The sequence below is a fragment of the Burkholderia sp. LFS061 genome (genome assembly GCF_047978125.1).
GTDB lineage: Bacteria > Pseudomonadota > Gammaproteobacteria > Burkholderiales > Burkholderiaceae > Burkholderia > Burkholderia pyrrocinia_C.
This window is the reverse complement of sequence record NZ_JBFPFS010000001.1, coordinates 209106-224678: the sequence shown is the minus strand read 5'-3', so window position 1 is coordinate 224678 and position 15573 is coordinate 209106. Positions and strand designations below refer to the sequence as shown.

Annotated in this window: 17 protein-coding genes; 6 read left to right on the top strand and 11 right to left on the bottom strand. The window is 67.8% G+C overall.

The annotated features are described in order from the left end of the window. Nucleotides 1-56: 56 nt before the first annotated feature. Complete coding sequence (locus tag ACNQQL_RS01055) at nt 57-998, top strand: LysR substrate-binding domain-containing protein (RefSeq protein ID WP_347062900.1); 942 nt, start codon at nt 57-59, stop codon at nt 996-998. An 18-nt stretch (nt 999-1016) separates the two neighbouring features. Here ACNQQL_RS01055 and ACNQQL_RS01050 read toward each other — a convergent pair whose 3' ends face one another. Further along, nucleotides 1017-1706 carry an aspartyl/asparaginyl beta-hydroxylase domain-containing protein gene (locus ACNQQL_RS01050; protein ID WP_347062899.1) on the bottom strand — a complete coding sequence of 230 codons (690 nt, stop codon included), beginning with the start codon at nt 1704-1706 and terminating at the stop codon, nt 1017-1019. Nucleotides 1707-1922: 216 nt separating this feature from the next. Here ACNQQL_RS01050 and ACNQQL_RS01045 point away from each other — a divergent pair, with 216 nt between their 5' ends. Further along, the gene (locus tag ACNQQL_RS01045) at nt 1923-2267 is read left to right on the top strand and encodes a DUF4148 domain-containing protein (RefSeq protein WP_204421869.1); all 345 of its coding nucleotides are present in this window, start codon (nt 1923-1925) and stop codon (nt 2265-2267) included. A gap of 71 nt (nt 2268-2338) precedes the next feature. After that, the gene (locus tag ACNQQL_RS01040; protein WP_347062966.1) at nt 2339-2614 is read left to right on the top strand and encodes a DUF4148 domain-containing protein; all 276 of its coding nucleotides are present in this window, start codon (nt 2339-2341) and stop codon (nt 2612-2614) included. A 265-nt stretch (nt 2615-2879) separates the two neighbouring features. Here ACNQQL_RS01040 and ACNQQL_RS01035 read toward each other — a convergent pair whose 3' ends face one another. The 3 genes from ACNQQL_RS01035 to ACNQQL_RS01025 all read right to left on the bottom strand — a co-directional run bounded on the left by ACNQQL_RS01035 (nt 2880) and on the right by ACNQQL_RS01025 (nt 5596). After that, a complete protein-coding gene (locus ACNQQL_RS01035; RefSeq protein WP_347062898.1) occupies nt 2880-3407 on the bottom strand; it encodes a cytochrome b in 528 nt (175 codons plus the stop codon). Between the two features lie 69 nt (nt 3408-3476). Then, nucleotides 3477-4940 carry an ATP-binding protein gene (locus ACNQQL_RS01030; protein WP_347062897.1) on the bottom strand — a complete coding sequence of 488 codons (1464 nt, stop codon included), beginning with the start codon at nt 4938-4940 and terminating at the stop codon, nt 3477-3479. Further along, complete coding sequence (locus tag ACNQQL_RS01025; RefSeq protein WP_072444482.1) at nt 4937-5596, bottom strand: response regulator; 660 nt, start codon at nt 5594-5596, stop codon at nt 4937-4939. The genes ACNQQL_RS01030 and ACNQQL_RS01025 overlap by 4 nt, the downstream gene beginning before the upstream one ends. Between ACNQQL_RS01025 and ACNQQL_RS01020 the strand changes: the two genes are divergently transcribed. From ACNQQL_RS01020 to ACNQQL_RS01010, 3 genes are read left to right on the top strand one after another with little or no spacing between them, the layout of a single operon-like run. Beyond that, nucleotides 5595-6227 (top strand): hypothetical protein, encoded by a 633-nt coding sequence (locus ACNQQL_RS01020; protein ID WP_347062896.1) that lies wholly within the window; start codon nt 5595-5597, stop codon nt 6225-6227. The genes ACNQQL_RS01025 and ACNQQL_RS01020 overlap by 2 nt on opposite strands. Nucleotides 6228-6278: 51 nt before the next feature. Next, nucleotides 6279-7448: a bacteriohopanetetrol glucosamine biosynthesis glycosyltransferase HpnI gene (hpnI, locus tag ACNQQL_RS01015; RefSeq protein WP_347062895.1), complete on the top strand. Its 1170-nt coding sequence runs from the start codon at nt 6279-6281 to the stop codon at nt 7446-7448. Next, the gene (locus tag ACNQQL_RS01010; RefSeq protein ID WP_072444479.1) at nt 7445-8533 is read left to right on the top strand and encodes a lysylphosphatidylglycerol synthase domain-containing protein; all 1089 of its coding nucleotides are present in this window, start codon (nt 7445-7447) and stop codon (nt 8531-8533) included. The genes hpnI and ACNQQL_RS01010 overlap by 4 nt, the downstream gene beginning before the upstream one ends. Nucleotides 8534-8601: 68 nt before the next feature. On the opposite strand, the gene denD is transcribed toward ACNQQL_RS01010, so the two are convergent. The 7 genes from denD to ACNQQL_RS00975 all read right to left on the bottom strand — a co-directional run bounded on the left by denD (nt 8602) and on the right by ACNQQL_RS00975 (nt 15515). Continuing rightward, nucleotides 8602-9573, bottom strand: coding sequence for a D-erythronate dehydrogenase (gene denD, locus ACNQQL_RS01005; protein WP_347062894.1), 972 nt, complete (start codon nt 9571-9573; stop codon nt 8602-8604). A gap of 28 nt (nt 9574-9601) precedes the next feature. Continuing rightward, the gene (gene otnI, locus ACNQQL_RS01000; protein WP_072444475.1) at nt 9602-10378 is read right to left on the bottom strand and encodes a 2-oxo-tetronate isomerase; all 777 of its coding nucleotides are present in this window, start codon (nt 10376-10378) and stop codon (nt 9602-9604) included. A 64-nt stretch (nt 10379-10442) separates the two neighbouring features. After that, nucleotides 10443-11768: an MFS transporter gene (locus ACNQQL_RS00995; RefSeq protein WP_072444473.1), complete on the bottom strand. Its 1326-nt coding sequence runs from the start codon at nt 11766-11768 to the stop codon at nt 10443-10445. A gap of 121 nt (nt 11769-11889) precedes the next feature. Continuing rightward, a complete protein-coding gene (locus ACNQQL_RS00990) occupies nt 11890-12531 on the bottom strand; it encodes an aldolase (protein WP_416392488.1) in 642 nt (213 codons plus the stop codon). Next, entirely contained in the window at nt 12528-13814 is a 1287-nt protein-coding gene (otnK, locus tag ACNQQL_RS00985) for a 3-oxo-tetronate kinase (protein ID WP_347062893.1), read from the bottom strand. The genes ACNQQL_RS00990 and otnK overlap by 4 nt, the downstream gene beginning before the upstream one ends. Nucleotides 13815-13833: 19 nt before the next feature. Next, the gene (ltnD, locus tag ACNQQL_RS00980; protein ID WP_347062892.1) at nt 13834-14724 is read right to left on the bottom strand and encodes an L-threonate dehydrogenase; all 891 of its coding nucleotides are present in this window, start codon (nt 14722-14724) and stop codon (nt 13834-13836) included. A gap of 86 nt (nt 14725-14810) precedes the next feature. Next, entirely contained in the window at nt 14811-15515 is a 705-nt protein-coding gene (locus tag ACNQQL_RS00975) for a FadR/GntR family transcriptional regulator (RefSeq protein WP_347062891.1), read from the bottom strand. Between the last annotated feature and the right edge of the window lie 58 nt (nt 15516-15573).

Sequence of the window (15573 nt, the reverse complement as noted above, 5' to 3'; positions counted from 1 at the left end):
CGAGAGCTATCCGCGACCGCGAGTGCGATCGGCTCAACCACGATAGCGATGCAGCGATGACCGAACAAACGAAAAATCCGCAACCCGGGTATGCAGCCCGCGCATATCCGCTGGCGGACCTCACGCGTGCGCTGCCGCCGCTGACCGCGTTCCAGGCCTTTGTCGCCGCCGCCGAACTCGGCAGCTTCAACCGGGCAGCCGAGCATTTGTGCCGGACCCAGGGCGCCGTGAGCCGGCAGGTGCAACAACTGGAAGCGCACTACCGATGTGCGTTGTTCGTGCGCCGTCCGTCGGGGTTGACGCTGACCACCGAGGGCGGCGCGTTGCTCACGGTAGCCGTCGACGTACTCACGCAGCTCGCGCGGCACGCCCACGCGCACGCGCACGGCATGTCGACCCTCACGGTGCGGTTGCCTTCCACGTTCGCGATCCGCTGGCTGTTGCCGCGGCTTTCGGCGCTCAATCATGCGTTGCCGCGGACCGAGCTGCGTATTCACACGTCGGCGGACGACATGCCCGATTTCGCCGACGCCGATTTCGATGCAATCGTCGTGCGCGGCACCGGAAGCTGGGCGGGAATGGCGGCGATTCCGCTGTTCGACGAGTGCCTCACGCCGATGTGCACGCGCGAGACCGGAGCATCGCTGAAGTCGATCGCCGATCTCGCGCACGTGACGCTGCTGCATCCCGCGCGCAATCGCGACGAATGGCGATGCTGGCTGGATGCCGTCGGCGCGACGCGGATCGACCCGGGCACCGGCCTCGTATTCGATACGCTCGAGCTGACATTGACGGCGGCTGCCCAGGGGCACGGCGTCGCGATCGGCGATCCGCGCATGGCGGCCGATCGGCTGGAAGCAGGAACGCTGGCCGCACCGTTTCCCGATGTGGTGCGCAACGGTCTCGGCTATTACCTCGTCTATCCGGTGCAGCGCGCCGCGCAACCCGCGATTCAAGCGCTCGCAGAGGTTCTGACGCGTCTCGCGCGCGAGGGTTGATTGCGATCGAACGGTTCGCTAAACCGGAATCGACCGCCCCCGCACCCGGATTCCGAGCCGTACGACGCCGATCACCGCATTCGACAGCCACGTGAGCAAGCGCGGCATCCCGCGCCGGCGGATATCGAGCAGCAGCACGATCCGCACTTCATCGCTGTCGTTCCACGCCTCGTGCATGAACGTGTCGTCCCACAGCAGGAAGCGGCCTTCGTCGAGCCGGTATTCGCATCCATCCACTTTCAGCACGGCGGCTGGCGTGCCGTCCGCGCGCTTCGGCATCGACAGCACGAGATAGCCGCGCAGGATGCCGCGAAACGGCCCGCGATGCGGCGGGATGTGCTTGCCCGGCGCGAGAAACGACAACGATGCGGACAGTACGTCGGGCGACGCCGCGACGATCGACGCGACAGTCGGGCAGCGCGACAGGTTGCGCGGGAACGGCTGGCCGTACGCCTGCATGATGAACATCCGCCAGTCGCGCGCATCGTTGGCCGAGATGTCGTACTGCTCGCGCATGATTTCGTGGAAGCGCGGGATACGTGGCATGTCGCGGGCCACCGCGAGCGCTTCCGCGCGGATGGCCGGCCACGCACGCATGAAACGCTCGGCGTCCGGGAACGCGGCCGTATCGAGCACCGCGCCGCCGTCGATATGGCGGTCGTACAGCGTGCGGAGCAGGGCGGCTGCATAGTCGTAAGCGACGGACATGGTCGATCGATGGGCGATCCGTATGAGGTGGCGTCAGTCTGCCCGAAGCGCGACGGGCGCTGCGTTACGTCAGGTTACGCCGTCTGACGAAAGAATGACAGTTCGATGACCGGTCGACGCAAGCGGCGCGAGCCACGACGCGCGGGAATAAACGAACCCCCTCCGTCGTCATACGGGTGTAGCACATCGTCTCGTTGACTTCAGAAGGAGCGGAACATGAACAAGCATTGGCTGGTGGCCGCCACGGTGGTGGCGATGTCTGTCGCGGGTATCGCGACGCAAGCGTCGGCACAGGAGCTCACGCGCGCGCAGGTCAGGCAGGAACTGATCGATGCCGAAAACAACGGGCTGCGCTTCGTGACCGATACGTCGTATCCGGACGTGAGCCCGCTCTTCCAGCGGCAGGTCGAACAGATGCCGCAGCGTCAGTCCAGCACGGCGGTCGGCAGCGATCCGGCCGTTTCATCGGAAGCCGGCAAACCGGCGGCGATGTCGCCGCGCCAACGTCCGGCCGCATGCGTCGGCCCCGCGAGCTTCTGCACGATCTACTTCGGAAGCTGACAAACCGGCCTGCATCCGCAGGTTCGGCATTCACAACGGTTGATCGATACGGAACATTGAAGGAGTCGATGATGAAGACATATATCGCAGTACTGATAATAATCGGAATGATCGCCGGTCAGTCGGCATTCGCGCAATCGGCTGCACCGTTGACGCGCGCGCAGGTTCGCGACGAGCTGATGCGTCTGGAGGCGGCCGGGTATGACCCGGCGAAGGGAGACGACGGCGAGTATCCGGCGGACATCCAGGCCGCGGAAGCGAAGCTCGCCGAGCAGGATCGGGCCCGGCAGGCGGCCGCCGCCATGCATGCGCCGGCCCCCGGTATGCCTGCTCAAACCAGCAACTAGGTGTCGATATGTACGTGTGTGGTTTCTGGCCGTCGTGTTCGCGGTACGGCAATCCGCGCGCCCTTCGCGCCGCTCGACGTGGCCGAAGGGCGCCGGCTGCCATGCCGCTCATCGCACGCCGCTTCGCGCGGCGTCGCGATCATCTCGTCAACCGATCCCGATGAGCGGGCAGGTTTATCGGACGATGAACGGGAATGCAGACGATATCGAGAACCGGAACAATCCGGTTCATGCCGGCGATGATGCCCTGAAACAGGGGGGGCTATCACCACGGCATCATGCGCTGCACGACCTGATCGCGCAGCACGAAGCGGTGCGCCAGCGCGGCTGCCACGTGCAGGCAAATGCCGGCAAACAGTACCCATGCGAGGATGCCGTGCACGTCGCCCATCGCGTGACCGAATCCGGAGCCGACCGCCGACAGCGCCGGCAACGGGACGACACCGACCAGCGTCACGGCCCATGCGCGCGACGATGCGTTGATCCAGCCGAGCAGCGGCACCGCGATCAGCAGCGCGTAGATCGCGAAATGCGTCACGCCGGACAGCGCGCGCATCGCGGGCGGCAGGTCGCTTTCCGGCGGGCGATGCGTCGCGCGCCACAGCACGCGGCAAGCCATCGCCGCGAGCAACGCGGTACCCACGATCAGGTGCGCGGCGATCAGGCCGATCGGTTGCGTATCGCGATGCACGTCGGGCATCGTCCAGCCGATCGCGTACTGCGCGACGACCAGCGCCACGATCAGCCAGTGAAGAAAGCGTGCAACTGCGTCATATCGGGCGGGCGTGCGCATGAAAACTCCTGACGAATGGCGGGAATCGAATATATCGGCGGATTCTACGGGCGAATCCTTAACGAAACGTTAAGCACCCGGCATCGCGCGCGATCGGTCGTCGTGTTCGCCGGCCGGCGCACTGCGCGGCAACGATCCGGCCGCGTTCGCCGACGGCAGCGCGACCACGACGCCAAGGCCTTGGCCGCCGATGCCAGGCTCGAACTGGACGGTGCCGCCGAAGTATTGCGCGATGCGCGTGACGATCGACAGCCCGAGCCCGCTGCCGGGCGATTGCGTGCCGCTGCCGCGATAGAAGCGATCGCCGAGCCGTTCGTGCTCGCCGGGAGCGACGCCCGGCCCGTCGTCGCGCACGACGATGCGTTGCAGCGCGCCTTCGTCGTGCACGCCGAGCTCGATGCGGCCACCGCGGCGGCCGTACTTGATCGCGTTGTCGACGAGATTGTCGAGCAGAATGCCGATCAGGATCGGATCGGCATCGATCGCACGTTCGGATACGTCGCTGGTCACGATGTCGATGGCCTTGTCCGACGCCTTCGCGAGATGGCGATCGACGGCGGCGTCGACGAGTTCGCGGACGACGACGGCGCGCGTCGGAATGCGTTCGTATTCGTCGAGCCGCGCGAGCAGCAGCAACTGTTCGGCGAGGCGCGCGCTGCGGTCGACGCCTTGCACGACGCGCTGCATCGCCAGCTGCTTGCGCGCCGGATCGTCGGTCGCGATCGCGACCTGGGCCTGAACCTTGATCGCGGCCAGCGGCGTCTTGAGTTCGTGCGCCGCGTCGGACGTGAACGCGCGCTCGCGCACGATCGATTGCCGCAGCCTCGCCAGCAGGCGGTCGATCGCGTCGACCAGCGTGCGCACTTCCTCCGGCACGGTGGCGATGCCGAGCGGTTCGAGCGATCGCGCATCGCGCGCGCCGATCAGCGTCGACAGCGTCTTCAACGGCGCGAGACTGCGTCCGATCAGGTACCAGAGGAGGAGCGCCAGCACCGGGAGCGCGACGATCAGCGGCAAGACGATGCCGCGTGCGATGCCGGTCGCCAGATCGCTGCGCGTGTTGAGCGTTTCCATCACGCGTATCCATCGCCCCGACGGGTTGTCGCGCAGCGTGTGCGTGCGCCATTGCGTGTCGCCGATGACGATCGTCCGAGGGGCGCCGCGCGGTTCGCGTGCATCGGGCAGGCCGGCGGCGTCGGCCGGCAGGTTCGATGCGACGACGTGGTTCTGCGCGTCGCGCACCTCGAACAGCATGTCGCGCGGCAGGCGATCGCCGTCGTTGTCGGGGCCCGATCTTGATTCGCCGAGCGCCAGTTCGACGCGCGCGTCGGGCGGAAAGCGGGCGAGGCGGGCGAGGTCGGCCGGCGAGAGACCGACGAGCAGCGACGCATACTCGACGAGGCGCGCGTCTTCCCATTCGCCGATCTCGCGCGTGGCGTGCCGGAAGCTGCCGAACACGGCGACGATCCACACGACGATGACGCAGCCGAGCGCCATCGCCGACACGCGGCGTCGTATCGACCGCGAGATCATGGCGCGTCGACGACGTAGCCGATACCGCGGACGGTGCGGATCAATTCCGCACCGAGCTTTTTGCGCAGGTTCGAGATATGGACCTCGATCGCATTGCTTTCGATGCCTTCCTGCCAGCCGTACAGGCCGTCCTCGAGACGCGCGCGCGACTGGGGGCTGCCCGGGTGGCTGACGAGCTGAACCAGGATCGCCCATTCGCGTGCGGTGAGCGCGATGCGCGATGCATCGCGTGTCACCGTGTGAGTGGTCAGGTCGATCGTGATGTCGCGCCATACGATCTCGTCGCCGGCGCGGCCCTGCGAGCGGCGCACGAGCGCGCGACAGCGGGCGAGCACCTCGGACAGCTCGAACGGCTTCGCGAGATAGTCGTCCGCGCCGTCGTCGAGGCCGCGCACGCGGTCGGCGACGGTGCCGCGCGCGGTCAGCACCAGTACCGGCACCGTATCGCCCGCATCGCGCAACGCACGCAGCAGTTCCGTTCCCGATTTGCCGGGCAGGCCGAGATCGAGCACGACGAGCGCGAAGCGCGTCGTCGCGAGCGCCGCGGCGGCCGCGTGGCCGTCGCGCAGCCAGTCGACGTGATAGCCGGCCTGGCTCAGGCTGACCTCGAGGCCGCTGCCGATCAGGTCGTCGTCTTCAACAAGGAGGAGTCGCATGGTCGATTCGCGTGCAGGTGTATGCGATTGTACGAGCCCGACTGTGCGTGCAAGGCAACCGATTGTAATTGAGCGATCTCAAACATCGTCCGATTCTGAAGAACGCTTAAGGTTTGCGGCCGGCATACCCGCTACTATCGGCCTCGACATTTCTCCCCCCCTGACCCCGACCCGGGTTTGCGCTGTTCGGCACGGACCGAACGCAGCGGCCCACGAATCCGCGACCCTTCAGTTTGATTTCAAATCGATCCGGGTCGCCCGCACGGGAGGTTCATTCTTCATGGCACCCTCGATGATCGAGCGATGGCGCGCCCACCTGCTGATCGCCGCGCTGGCCGGCATGTTCGTTCAGTGTTTCGTGCTGGTTTCGCTGCTTGCATTGCGCGTACCCGAAGCGTTTTTCACGACGATGACATTTCGCGTGTGGACCGTCGTCGCGGTTGCGACCGCGATCCTTTCGGCCCGCAAGCTTGCCGATGCGGCGTTCAGGGCCGCAGTCGCGTGCGGATACGTGCGCGTGACCGGAATCGATCGCCGCACGGTAGTTGTGTCATCTGATTGCGCGTACCGTCGGCTGGTCGTCCTTCATATCCGGCTCAACGGGAATCGATACGGCAGCGTGCACGGGTGATCCCGCGTGCGCGGCCGGTTGCGGTCGTACGGGTCACCACTGGGGAGAAGCATGGTTTTGCTGCATGTGCTGCACGCGCTGGCCGGGGCACTGTCGATCGTCTGCGGGCTGGGCGTGTTGCTGGGCATTGCCTATACGGTCACGGCCAGCGTGCTGGTCGGCAGGTTCTTTTCCCGGGCGGCGGCGGTGCCGCGCGATTATCCGGGCGTCACCGTCGCGAAGCCGCTGCACGGCGACGAATGGGATCTCGTACAGCATCTCGAAAGCTACTTCGTGCAGGATTATCCGGGGCCGGTCCAGCACCTGTTCGGCGTGCACGATGCGGGCGACGCGGCGCTCGCGGCCGTCGAGACGCTGCGTGCGCGCTACCCGGACGCGAACATCAAGGTCGTCGCCGACGCGCGGCTGTACGGGCCGAACCGCAAGGTCGCGAATCTCGTCAACATGCTCGAACATGCGGAGCATTCGGTGCTTTGTCTTGCCGACAGCGACGTGCTGGTCGGGAGCGATTATCTGCGTGCGGTCGTCGGCGCGCTACAGCAGCCGGAAGTCGGTATCGTGACGAGCGTGTATCGCGGTGTCGCGTCGCCTGGCTTCTGGCCTGGCGTCGCCGTCGCGATGACGAATTACCATTTCCTGCCCGGCGTGATTACCGGGCTCTTCATCGGGCGTGCACGGCCATGCTTTGGACAGACGATTGCGATCACGCGCGCGACGCTCGAACGCATCGGCGGGCTTGCGCGTTTCGCGCATCACCTGGCCGAGGATCACGCGCTCGGCGAAGCGGTGCGGCAGGTGGGCGCGCAGGTCGTCATCCCGCCGTTCGTCGTCGGGCATGCCTGTGTCGAAGAGACGCTCGCCAAGTTGTATGCGCACGAATTGCGCTGGAGTTGCACGATCCGCGCGGCGGACCGGCTCGGTCATGCCGGGTCGGTGCTGATGCACCCGGTGCCGCTCGCGCTGCTGGCCGTGCTGTTCTCCGGCGGTACGCCGGCCGCCTGCTGGCTGACGGTCGCGGCGCTCGCCGCGCGGGCGCTGCTGATGCTGAAAACGAGCCGTGCGACCGGCGCCGGCCTGCGCGGCGCCCTCTGGCTGCCGTTCGTCGATCTGCTGCAGTTCATGGTCTTCGTGGCGAGCTTCTTCTCGTCGCACGTCGTCTGGCGCGGCACGCGCTTTCGCGTCGACCGGGAAGGCTTGCTGTCGCCGGCGGGTGAATCATGACGACGGACACGAACACCGCCAAAGCCGACGCGGAACGCGTGTCCGCGCGTCACGACGCACGGCTGCGACATGCGGGACGCGCGGCGGCGCTGGCCGGGCTGGCGCTCGCGGTGTGGCTGATCTGGCGCGAGCATCCGCTGGAGATCCTGCACCGGCTGCGGATCGCCGGCGCCGGGCTGCTCGTCGCCGCGCTGGCCCACATCCTGCCGATGCTCGCGAATGCGTGGGACTGGCGGATGCTGATCCGCGGCCCGCGCCGCCCGTCGTTCGCGACGATGCTGAAGCTCGTGTGGATCCGCGAATCGATCAACGGCCTGTTGCCGGTCGCGCGGATCGGTGGCGAGATCGTGTCGTTCGGGCTGCTGCGGCAGGCGGGCGTGCGGCCGGCGACCATCGTGGCCAGCCTCGTCGCCGACATGCAGCTCACGCTGATCAGCCAGCTGGTGTTCGCGCTGATCGCGATCGGCTATGTGCTCGAACACGTGTCGTCCGACGCCGCGCAGGTGGCCGCGCACCTCGCCATCGGCATGGCCGCGCTGGTGCCGGTGCTGCTGCTGTTCGCGCTGGTGCAGCATGCGCGGCCGTTCGAGCGTGCGATGCGCGCGGTCAACCGGATCACGAGCGGCAAGGTGGTCGCGCTGGTCGGCGAATCGGCACGCACCGATCAGTCGATCCGGATGATCTGGAGAAAGACCGGCATCGTCGTGCGCTATCTGGGGATCTGGCAGACGCTGCAGTTTGCGGGTTATGCGCTGGAAATCTGGCTCGCGCTTTATTTCCTCGGCGCCGATCCGACCTTTGCGCAGGCGCTCGCGATCGAGGCATTGATCCAGCTCGTGAGCAGCATCGCGTTCGTGATGCCGGGCGGTTTGGGCGTGCAGGAGGGCGGGTTCGTGCTGATCGGCGGGCTGCTCGGGTTCGACGCGCCGACCTGTCTCGCGCTGGCCGGCGCTCGCCGCGTGCGCGATCTGCTGTTCTATCTGCCGGGCTTGCTGGCGTGGCAGTGGGCGGCCGGTTCGGCGAACCGGCCGGGCGGCACGAAGCGCGCGTCGCCGGGCATCGAGGAATCCGCCAGGCCGCGCTGACGCGGCCCAACGACGATGTGTGCGTGCCCGGGCGAGCACGCATCCGCCCACGCGCCGCGGCGCGTGAATCAGCGCCGTTCGTCGGCGATATGGCTGCGGATCACGTCCGCGAACGACGTGTCGCCCTTCAGCCCGAGCGCTTCCGCGCGCGTCGTGTCCCAGCGGCCCGGCCAGCTGCCGACGATCTTCTCGACCCGCTCGTCGGGCGCATGGCGAATCAGCTTCACGACGTCGTCGCCCGCGACTTCGCGCAGCGCTTCGATCATCTCGTCGACCGACACCGACAGGCCGGGCAGGTTGATCACGCGCTTGTTGCCGAGCTTCGCGCTGTCGATCTCGCAGCCCGCGACGAGCGCGTCGATCGCGCCGCGCGGCGACAGCAGCCACAGCCGCGTCGAACCCGGCACCGGGCACACGCTTTCCTCGCCGTTCAGCGGCTCGCGGATGATGCCGCTCGCGAACGACGACGCGGCCGCGTTCGGGCGGCCGGGCCGCACGCTGATGGTCGGCAGCCGCAGCACGCGGCCGTCGACGAAGCCGCGCCGCGCGTAGTCGCACAGCAGCAGTTCGGCGATCGCCTTCTCGGCGCCGTACGACGATTGCGGGTTCAGCGCGGTGTCGTCCTGCACGACGTCGGGCAGCGCGCCGCCATACACCGCGACGGAGCTCGTGAACACGACGCGCGGCTGGTGGCCGCGTGCGCGGCACACGTCGAGCAGCGTGCGCGATGCGTCGAGGTTGATCCGCATGCCGAGATCGAAATCGGCTTCGGCCTGGCCGCTGACGATCGCCGCGAGGTGGAAGATCGCGCCCGTCTGCGTGTCGATCGCGCTTTCGAGCACCGCACGATCGGCGATGTCGCCGACGATCGACGTCACGCGCGCGTCGCCGAAATCGCTGCCCTTGACGACGTCGAGCAGCACCAGTTCGTCGATCTTGCCGATCCGGCCGTCGGGGCCGGTCAGTTCGCCGCACTCGAGCAGCTTGCGCGCGAGGCGCTGGCCGAGAAAGCCGGCGCCGCCGGTGATCAGTACTTTCATGTTCTTTATCCTCTTCGGAATACGTGAATCACAGGTACGGCTTGATCCAGCCGAGGCCGGCCGACGTGCCGGCCTTCGGGCGGTATTCGCAGCCGATCCAGCCGTCGTAGCCGAGCGCGTCGATCAGCTCGAACAGGTACGGGTAGTTGAGTTCGCCGAGATCCGGCTCGTGGCGCTCGGGCACGCCCGCGATCTGGATGTGGCCGATGCCCGCGAAATCGCGCTTGAGCTTCATCGCGAGATCGCCTTCGACGATCTGGCAGTGGTAGCAGTCGAACTGCACCTTCAGGTTCGGCGCGCCGACTTCCGCGCAGATCGCCTGCGCGTCGTCCTGGCGGCTCAGGAAATAGCCGGGCATGTCGCGCTGGTTGATCGGCTCGATCAGGATCGTGACGCCGCGTGCGTTGGCAGCCTGCGCCGCATGCCGCAGGTTCGACAGGTAGGTGTCGCGATGGCGCGCGCGGTCGGCGCCCGGCGCGACCATGCCGGCCATCACGTGCAGCTTCTTGTTGCCGAGCACGCGCGCATAGTCGAGCGCCTGGTCGATGCCGCGCCGGAATTCGTCCTCGCGGCCCGGCAGCGACGCGATGCCGCGTTCGCCCGCGGCCCAGTCGCCCGGCGGCGCGTTGAACAGCGCCTGTTCGAGGTTGTGCGAGTCGAGGCGCGCGCGGATGTCCTCGGCCGCGAAGTCGTACGGGAACAGGTACTCGACGGCCTTGAAGCCGTCGTAGGCGGCAGCGGCGAAGCGTTCGAGGAACGCGTGCTCGTTGTACATCATCGAGAGGTTGGCGGCGAAGCGTGGCATGGCAGCGGGTCCTGTGAATGAATGGGGCGGGGCGTACCGCGCCCCGCGTCGAATGGTGGCCGCCTCAGCGGTTCACGAGTTTCGCGGGCGTGAGCCACACGGCGATCGCGCCGATCACGAGCATGGCGGCCAGCACGTACATGCCGGACGACGTGCTGTGCGTGACGTCCTTCAGGTAGCCGATCACGTAGGGGCTCGCGAAACCGGCGAGGTTGCCGACCGAGTTGATGATCGCGATCCCGGCAGCGGCCGCGGAGCCCGCGAGGAACGCGGTCGGCAGCGACCAGAACAGCGGTGCGCAGGTCAGCACGCCGCCTGCCGCGAGCGACAGGAACACGATCGACACCGCCGTATTGTGCGAGTACGACGCGGCGACCGCAAACCCGGCCGCGCCCATCAGCGCCGGCACGATCAGGTGCCAGCGGCGTTCGCGGCGCTTGTCCGCGCTGTGGCCGAACAGGTTCATCACGACGATCGCGACGACGAACGGGATCGCGGACAGCAGGCCGATCTGGAGCGTATCGGTGATGCCGGTCGATTTCACGAGCGTCGGCATCCAGAACGTGAGGCCGTACTGGCCCGTGACGAACGCGAAGTAGATCAGCGACATCCACCACATGCGCGGGTCCGAGAACACGGCCTTCAGCGAATGGCCGTGCTGCTGCTGTTCCTGCGGCTGCGCGGCGATTTCGTCTTCGAGCAACTGCTTCTCGCGCTCGTCGAGCCATTTCGCGCCGCGGATGCTGTTGTCGAGATACAGGATCGTCGCGATGCCGACGAGCACGGCCGGCACGGCTTCGATCATGAACATCCATTGCCAGCCGTGGAAGCCCGAGCCGCCGTGGAAGCGCTCCATGATCCAGCCCGACAGCGGGTTGCCGAAGATGCCCGACACGGGGATCGCGGACATGAACACCGCGATGATCTTCGCGCGGCGGTGCGACGGGAACCAGTACGTGAGGTACAGGATCACGCCGGGGTAGAAGCCGGCTTCCGCGAGGCCGAGCAGGAAGCGCAGCACGTAGAACTGCGTCGGCGTCTTCACGAACGCGAACAGCGCGGACAGCAGGCCCCACGTGATCATGATCCGCGCGATCCAGATGCGCGCGCCGAGGCGGTGCATCAGCAGGTTGCTTGGCAGTTCGAACAGAAAGTAGCCGAGGAAGAAAATCCCCGCGCCGAGGCCGAACACGGTTTCGCTGAACGCGAGATCCTGCGACATCTGCAGCTTCGCGAAGCCGACGTTCACGCGGTCGAGATACGCGACCACGTAGCAGAGCATCAGGAACGGCACGATGCGCCAGAACACTTTCTTGTAGGTGCGGTCGAGTTCGGCCGCATGGGCGGGCGCGGCGGGCGAGCGGCCTGCGGCCGCGTCGAGAGCAGTCATCGTCGTGTCTCCAGGGATGTCGTGTGCCGGCGGCGCGTAGGCTGCCGGATCGTATGTGTGTGCTGACGGAAGGGCCCGCGCACACGGCGGGCATGGGAATCGGTACGGGGTGCGCGCCGCGTTACCAGCGCGCGCCGAAGGTCTGGCGCAGTTCGTCGAGCGCCGCGTCGGAAAGCGGCTCGGGCTTCGGGTTCGTCATCAGCCACAGCCGTGCGGTCTCCTCGAGCTCCTCGAGCGCATACGACGCGTGCGACACCGACGGCCCCCACATCACGGGGCCGAGACGGTCGAGCAGCACGCCGCGCACCTGGTCGGCGTGCGCCGCGACTTCGGCCGCGACGGCCGGGTCGCCCGGGCGGCGGTAACGAATCAGCGGAATGTGGCCGACCTTCATCACGTAGTACGGCGTGATCGGCGGCAGCACGTCGGTGTCGTGCCACACGCCCGCGAGCGTCAACGCGACGAGGTGCGTCGAATGCGTGTGGACGACGCCGTTCGCTTCGGCGTTGCGCGCGTAGATGCCTCGATGCAGCGCGAGCGTTTTCGACGGCTTGCCGCCCGATACGGGCTGGCCGTCCAAGCCGACTTTCGCGATGTCGTTCGGGTCGAGCCGGCCGAGGCACGCGTCGGTCGGCGTGATCAGCCAGCCGTCGGGCAGGCGCGCGCTGATGTTGCCGGCGCTGCCGACCGCGTGGCCGCGTGCATACAGGCTCGCGCCGACGACGCAGATCTCTTCGCGCAGTTTCGCTTCGTGGCTCATCATGCGGCTCCGTCCAGCGCGCGCAGCGCCTTGTCGAAAAAGTCCGTTGCGCCGAAGTTGCCGGATTTCAGCGCGAGGCCGAGCGGCTGCGCATCGATGGTGGCCGTGGCCGGCACGCCCGGATCGATCTGCGCGCCGATCTGCAGCGACTTCACGTCGAGCGCCTGCACGACCGCGCCGGACGTCTCGCCGCCGGCGACGACGAACTTGCGCACGCCGAGTTCGCGCAGACCCTTCGCGATCGCCGCGAGCGTGCTTTCGACGAGATGGCCGGCCGCCTCGACGCCGAGCGCCTGCTGCACGGCCTTCACTTCGTCGGGCGTGGCGGTCGCGTAGATCAGCACCGGCTGCGGCAGATGCGAGCGCGCGAAGGCGAGCGCTTCATCGACGACGGGCTCGCCGCGCGACGCCGCGAGCGGATCGATGCGGAAGCTCGGCCGCGTGGCGCGCCATGCGGCGACCTGCGCGTTGGTTGCTTTCGACGCGCTGCCGGCGAGTACGGCCGACAGCCCGTCGATGCGCGGCAGCGATGCCGCGTTGTCGCGCTCGGGCAGTTGCTCCGCGCGGCGGAAATTCGCGGGCAGGCCGAGCGCGATGCCCGAGCCGCCGGTGACGAGCGGCAGGCCCGCACATGCCTCGCCGAGCACGTAGAGGTCGCGGTCGGACAGCGCGTCGGCGATCGCGAAGCGCGCGCCTTCCGCGCGCAGCTGGTCGATCCGCGCGCGCACGGCAGCCGCGCCCAGCGCGATCGTGTCGTAGCGGATCAGGCCGACCGGCGATTTCGTCTGCCGCTGCAGCACGCGCACGAGGTACGCGTCCTTCATCGGCGTGAGCGGATGGTTCTCCATGCCCGATTCGTTCAGCAGCACGTCGCCGACGAACAGGTGGCCGCGATAGATCGTGCGGCCGTTCTCCGGGAACGCCGGGCACGCGATCGTGAAGCCGCCGCCGGCCGCATCGAGCAGCGCGTCGGCGACGGGCCCGATGTTGCCCGCGTCGGTCGAATCGAAGGTCGAGCAGTACTTGAAGAAAAACTGCCGGCAGCCTTGCGCGCGCAGCCATTCGTATGCGGCGAGCGATTGCGCGACGGCATCGGCCGCGGGGATCGTGCGCGACTTCAGCGCGACGACGATCGCGTCGGCGTCGAGCGTTGCATCGCCGGCGGGCACGCCGATCGTCTGCACGGTGCGCATGCCGCTCTTGACGAGCATGTTCGCGAGATCGGTCGCGCCGGTGAAATCGTCGGCGATGCAGCCGAGCAGGGGACGGGAAGCGGATGCGGTCATGGCGGGAACGTCGTTCGAATCAGCGGGCGGGCGGCAGCGTGATGCCGGGGAAAGTCTTGATCACGGCGGAATCGTCTTCGCCGCCGTGGCCGGCGCTCGACGCGCTCATGAACATCTGGTGCGCGGTGGCCGACAGCGGCAGCGGGAACTTGCTGCGGCGCGCGGTATCGAGCACGAGGCCGAGATCCTTCACGAAGATGTCGACGGCCGACAGCGGCGTGTAGTCGCCGTTCAGGATGTGCGGCACGCGGTTCTCGAACATCCACGAATTGCCGGCGCTGTGCGTGATCACGTCGTACAGCGCGTCGGCATCGACGCCTTCGCGCAGGCCCAGCGCCATCGCCTCGGCCGCTGCCGCGATGTGCACGCCGGCCAGCAACTGGTTGATGATCTTCACCTTCGAGCCGATGCCGTGTGCGTCGCCCAGGCGATAGACCTTGCCGGCGATCGCGGCGAGCACGTCCTCGCAGCCCGCGTACGCGGCGGCCGGGCCCGACGCCATCATCGTCATCTCGCCCGATGCCGCGCGCGCGGCGCCGCCCGACACGGGCGCATCGAGCATCTGCAGGCCGGCGGCCTCGATGCGTGCGCCGAGCGCGACCGCGAATTCGGGCGCGACGGTCGCGCTCGCGATCACGACGCCGCCCGGCTTCATCGCCGCGACCGCGCCGTGCTCGCCGAACAGCACCGTTTCCGTCTGCGCGGCATTGACGACGAGCGTGACGACGACGTCGCACTGCGCGCCGAGTTCGGCCGGCGTCGCGCAGGCAATGCCGCCTTCGGCAGCGAACGCCTGCAGCACGGTGTCGCGCACGTCGCACGCGTGCACGCGCAAGCCTGCGCGCAGCAGCGAGCGGGCGACGCCGAGGCCCATCGCGCCGAGGCCGATGACTCCAACATTTCGTGACATGGTCAACCTTGATCGATTCGGAAAAGGTTCGGGACAACGGCGGCGCCCGGCTCGGCAGGCGCCGCCGGCTTCAGCAGATGCCGGCTTCAGCAGATGCCGGCTTCCGCGAGACGGCGGGCGGCGTTGTACATGTGCGTGCGCGCCGCGTTGCGCGCCGCCATCGGGTCGCGCGCGCGGATCGCGTCGGCGATCGCCGCGTGTTCCTCGCGCACCTGGCGCGAGAAATCGTCGCGCGTCGCTTCGTTGCCCCGCGTGACCTTCACGCCGGCTTCGAGGTACTGGTTCAGGAACTGCAGCGTCTTCAGGAAATACGGGTTGCCGGTGACGGCGGCGATCGTGCGGTGGAACGCGACGTCTTCCGCGACGCCGTCGCGCCCTTCCGCGACTGCGGCGTCGATGTTGCGCAGCGCGTCGTCGATGTCGGCCATGTCGTCGGCGGAGTGGTGCAGCGCGGCTTCGGCCGCGACTTCAGCCTCGATCGCGCGGCGCACCGCGAGCAGGTGCGGCAGCGAGCTCGCCTCGACGGCTTCCGCGTAGTCGATCCGCAGCGGCCGGATCGCGCCGTGCTGGTTCACGTACACGCCGCTGCCCTGGCGCGGCTCGACCACGCCCTCGTTCTTCAGCCGCGAGATCGCCTCGCGGATCACGGTGCGGCTCACGCCGAATTCCTGCGCGAGCACGGCTTCGGTCGGCAGCTTGCCGGTGGCCGAGAAACTGCCGACTTCGATCTGCTTGAGCAGTTGCTGCGCGACGTGATCGCTCATCGCGCGGGCGGGAATTTTCTCGAACATGGCGCTCAGGTTTGTAAGGTGATGTGGTCATCATACAAATTTGAGCAAGGTGAAGCAT

What these genes read in the sequence shown, in the direction of transcription:
- ACNQQL_RS01055 (WP_347062900.1), top strand. Translation starts at nt 57, where the DNA reads ATGACCGAACAAACGAAAAATCCGCAACCCGGGTATGCAGCCCGCGCA.
- ACNQQL_RS01050 (WP_347062899.1), bottom strand. Translation starts at nt 1,706, where the DNA reads ATGTCCGTCGCTTACGACTATGCAGCCGCCCTGCTCCGCACGCTGTAC.
- ACNQQL_RS01045 (WP_204421869.1), top strand. Translation starts at nt 1,923, where the DNA reads ATGAACAAGCATTGGCTGGTGGCCGCCACGGTGGTGGCGATGTCTGTC.
- ACNQQL_RS01040 (WP_347062966.1), top strand. Translation starts at nt 2,339, where the DNA reads ATGAAGACATATATCGCAGTACTGATAATAATCGGAATGATCGCCGGT.
- ACNQQL_RS01035 (WP_347062898.1), bottom strand. Translation starts at nt 3,407, where the DNA reads ATGCGCACGCCCGCCCGATATGACGCAGTTGCACGCTTTCTTCACTGG.
- ACNQQL_RS01030 (WP_347062897.1), bottom strand. Translation starts at nt 4,940, where the DNA reads ATGATCTCGCGGTCGATACGACGCCGCGTGTCGGCGATGGCGCTCGGC.
- ACNQQL_RS01020 (WP_347062896.1), top strand. Translation starts at nt 5,595, where the DNA reads ATGGTCGATTCGCGTGCAGGTGTATGCGATTGTACGAGCCCGACTGTG.
- ACNQQL_RS01025 (WP_072444482.1), bottom strand. Translation starts at nt 5,596, where the DNA reads ATGCGACTCCTCCTTGTTGAAGACGACGACCTGATCGGCAGCGGCCTC.
- hpnI (WP_347062895.1), top strand. Translation starts at nt 6,279, where the DNA reads ATGGTTTTGCTGCATGTGCTGCACGCGCTGGCCGGGGCACTGTCGATC.
- ACNQQL_RS01010 (WP_072444479.1), top strand. Translation starts at nt 7,445, where the DNA reads ATGACGACGGACACGAACACCGCCAAAGCCGACGCGGAACGCGTGTCC.
- denD (WP_347062894.1), bottom strand. Translation starts at nt 9,573, where the DNA reads ATGAAAGTACTGATCACCGGCGGCGCCGGCTTTCTCGGCCAGCGCCTC.
- otnI (WP_072444475.1), bottom strand. Translation starts at nt 10,378, where the DNA reads ATGCCACGCTTCGCCGCCAACCTCTCGATGATGTACAACGAGCACGCG.
- ACNQQL_RS00995 (WP_072444473.1), bottom strand. Translation starts at nt 11,768, where the DNA reads ATGACTGCTCTCGACGCGGCCGCAGGCCGCTCGCCCGCCGCGCCCGCC.
- ACNQQL_RS00990 (WP_416392488.1), bottom strand. Translation starts at nt 12,531, where the DNA reads ATGATGAGCCACGAAGCGAAACTGCGCGAAGAGATCTGCGTCGTCGGC.
- otnK (WP_347062893.1), bottom strand. Translation starts at nt 13,814, where the DNA reads ATGACCGCATCCGCTTCCCGTCCCCTGCTCGGCTGCATCGCCGACGAT.
- ltnD (WP_347062892.1), bottom strand. Translation starts at nt 14,724, where the DNA reads ATGTCACGAAATGTTGGAGTCATCGGCCTCGGCGCGATGGGCCTCGGC.
- ACNQQL_RS00975 (WP_347062891.1), bottom strand. Translation starts at nt 15,515, where the DNA reads ATGTTCGAGAAAATTCCCGCCCGCGCGATGAGCGATCACGTCGCGCAG.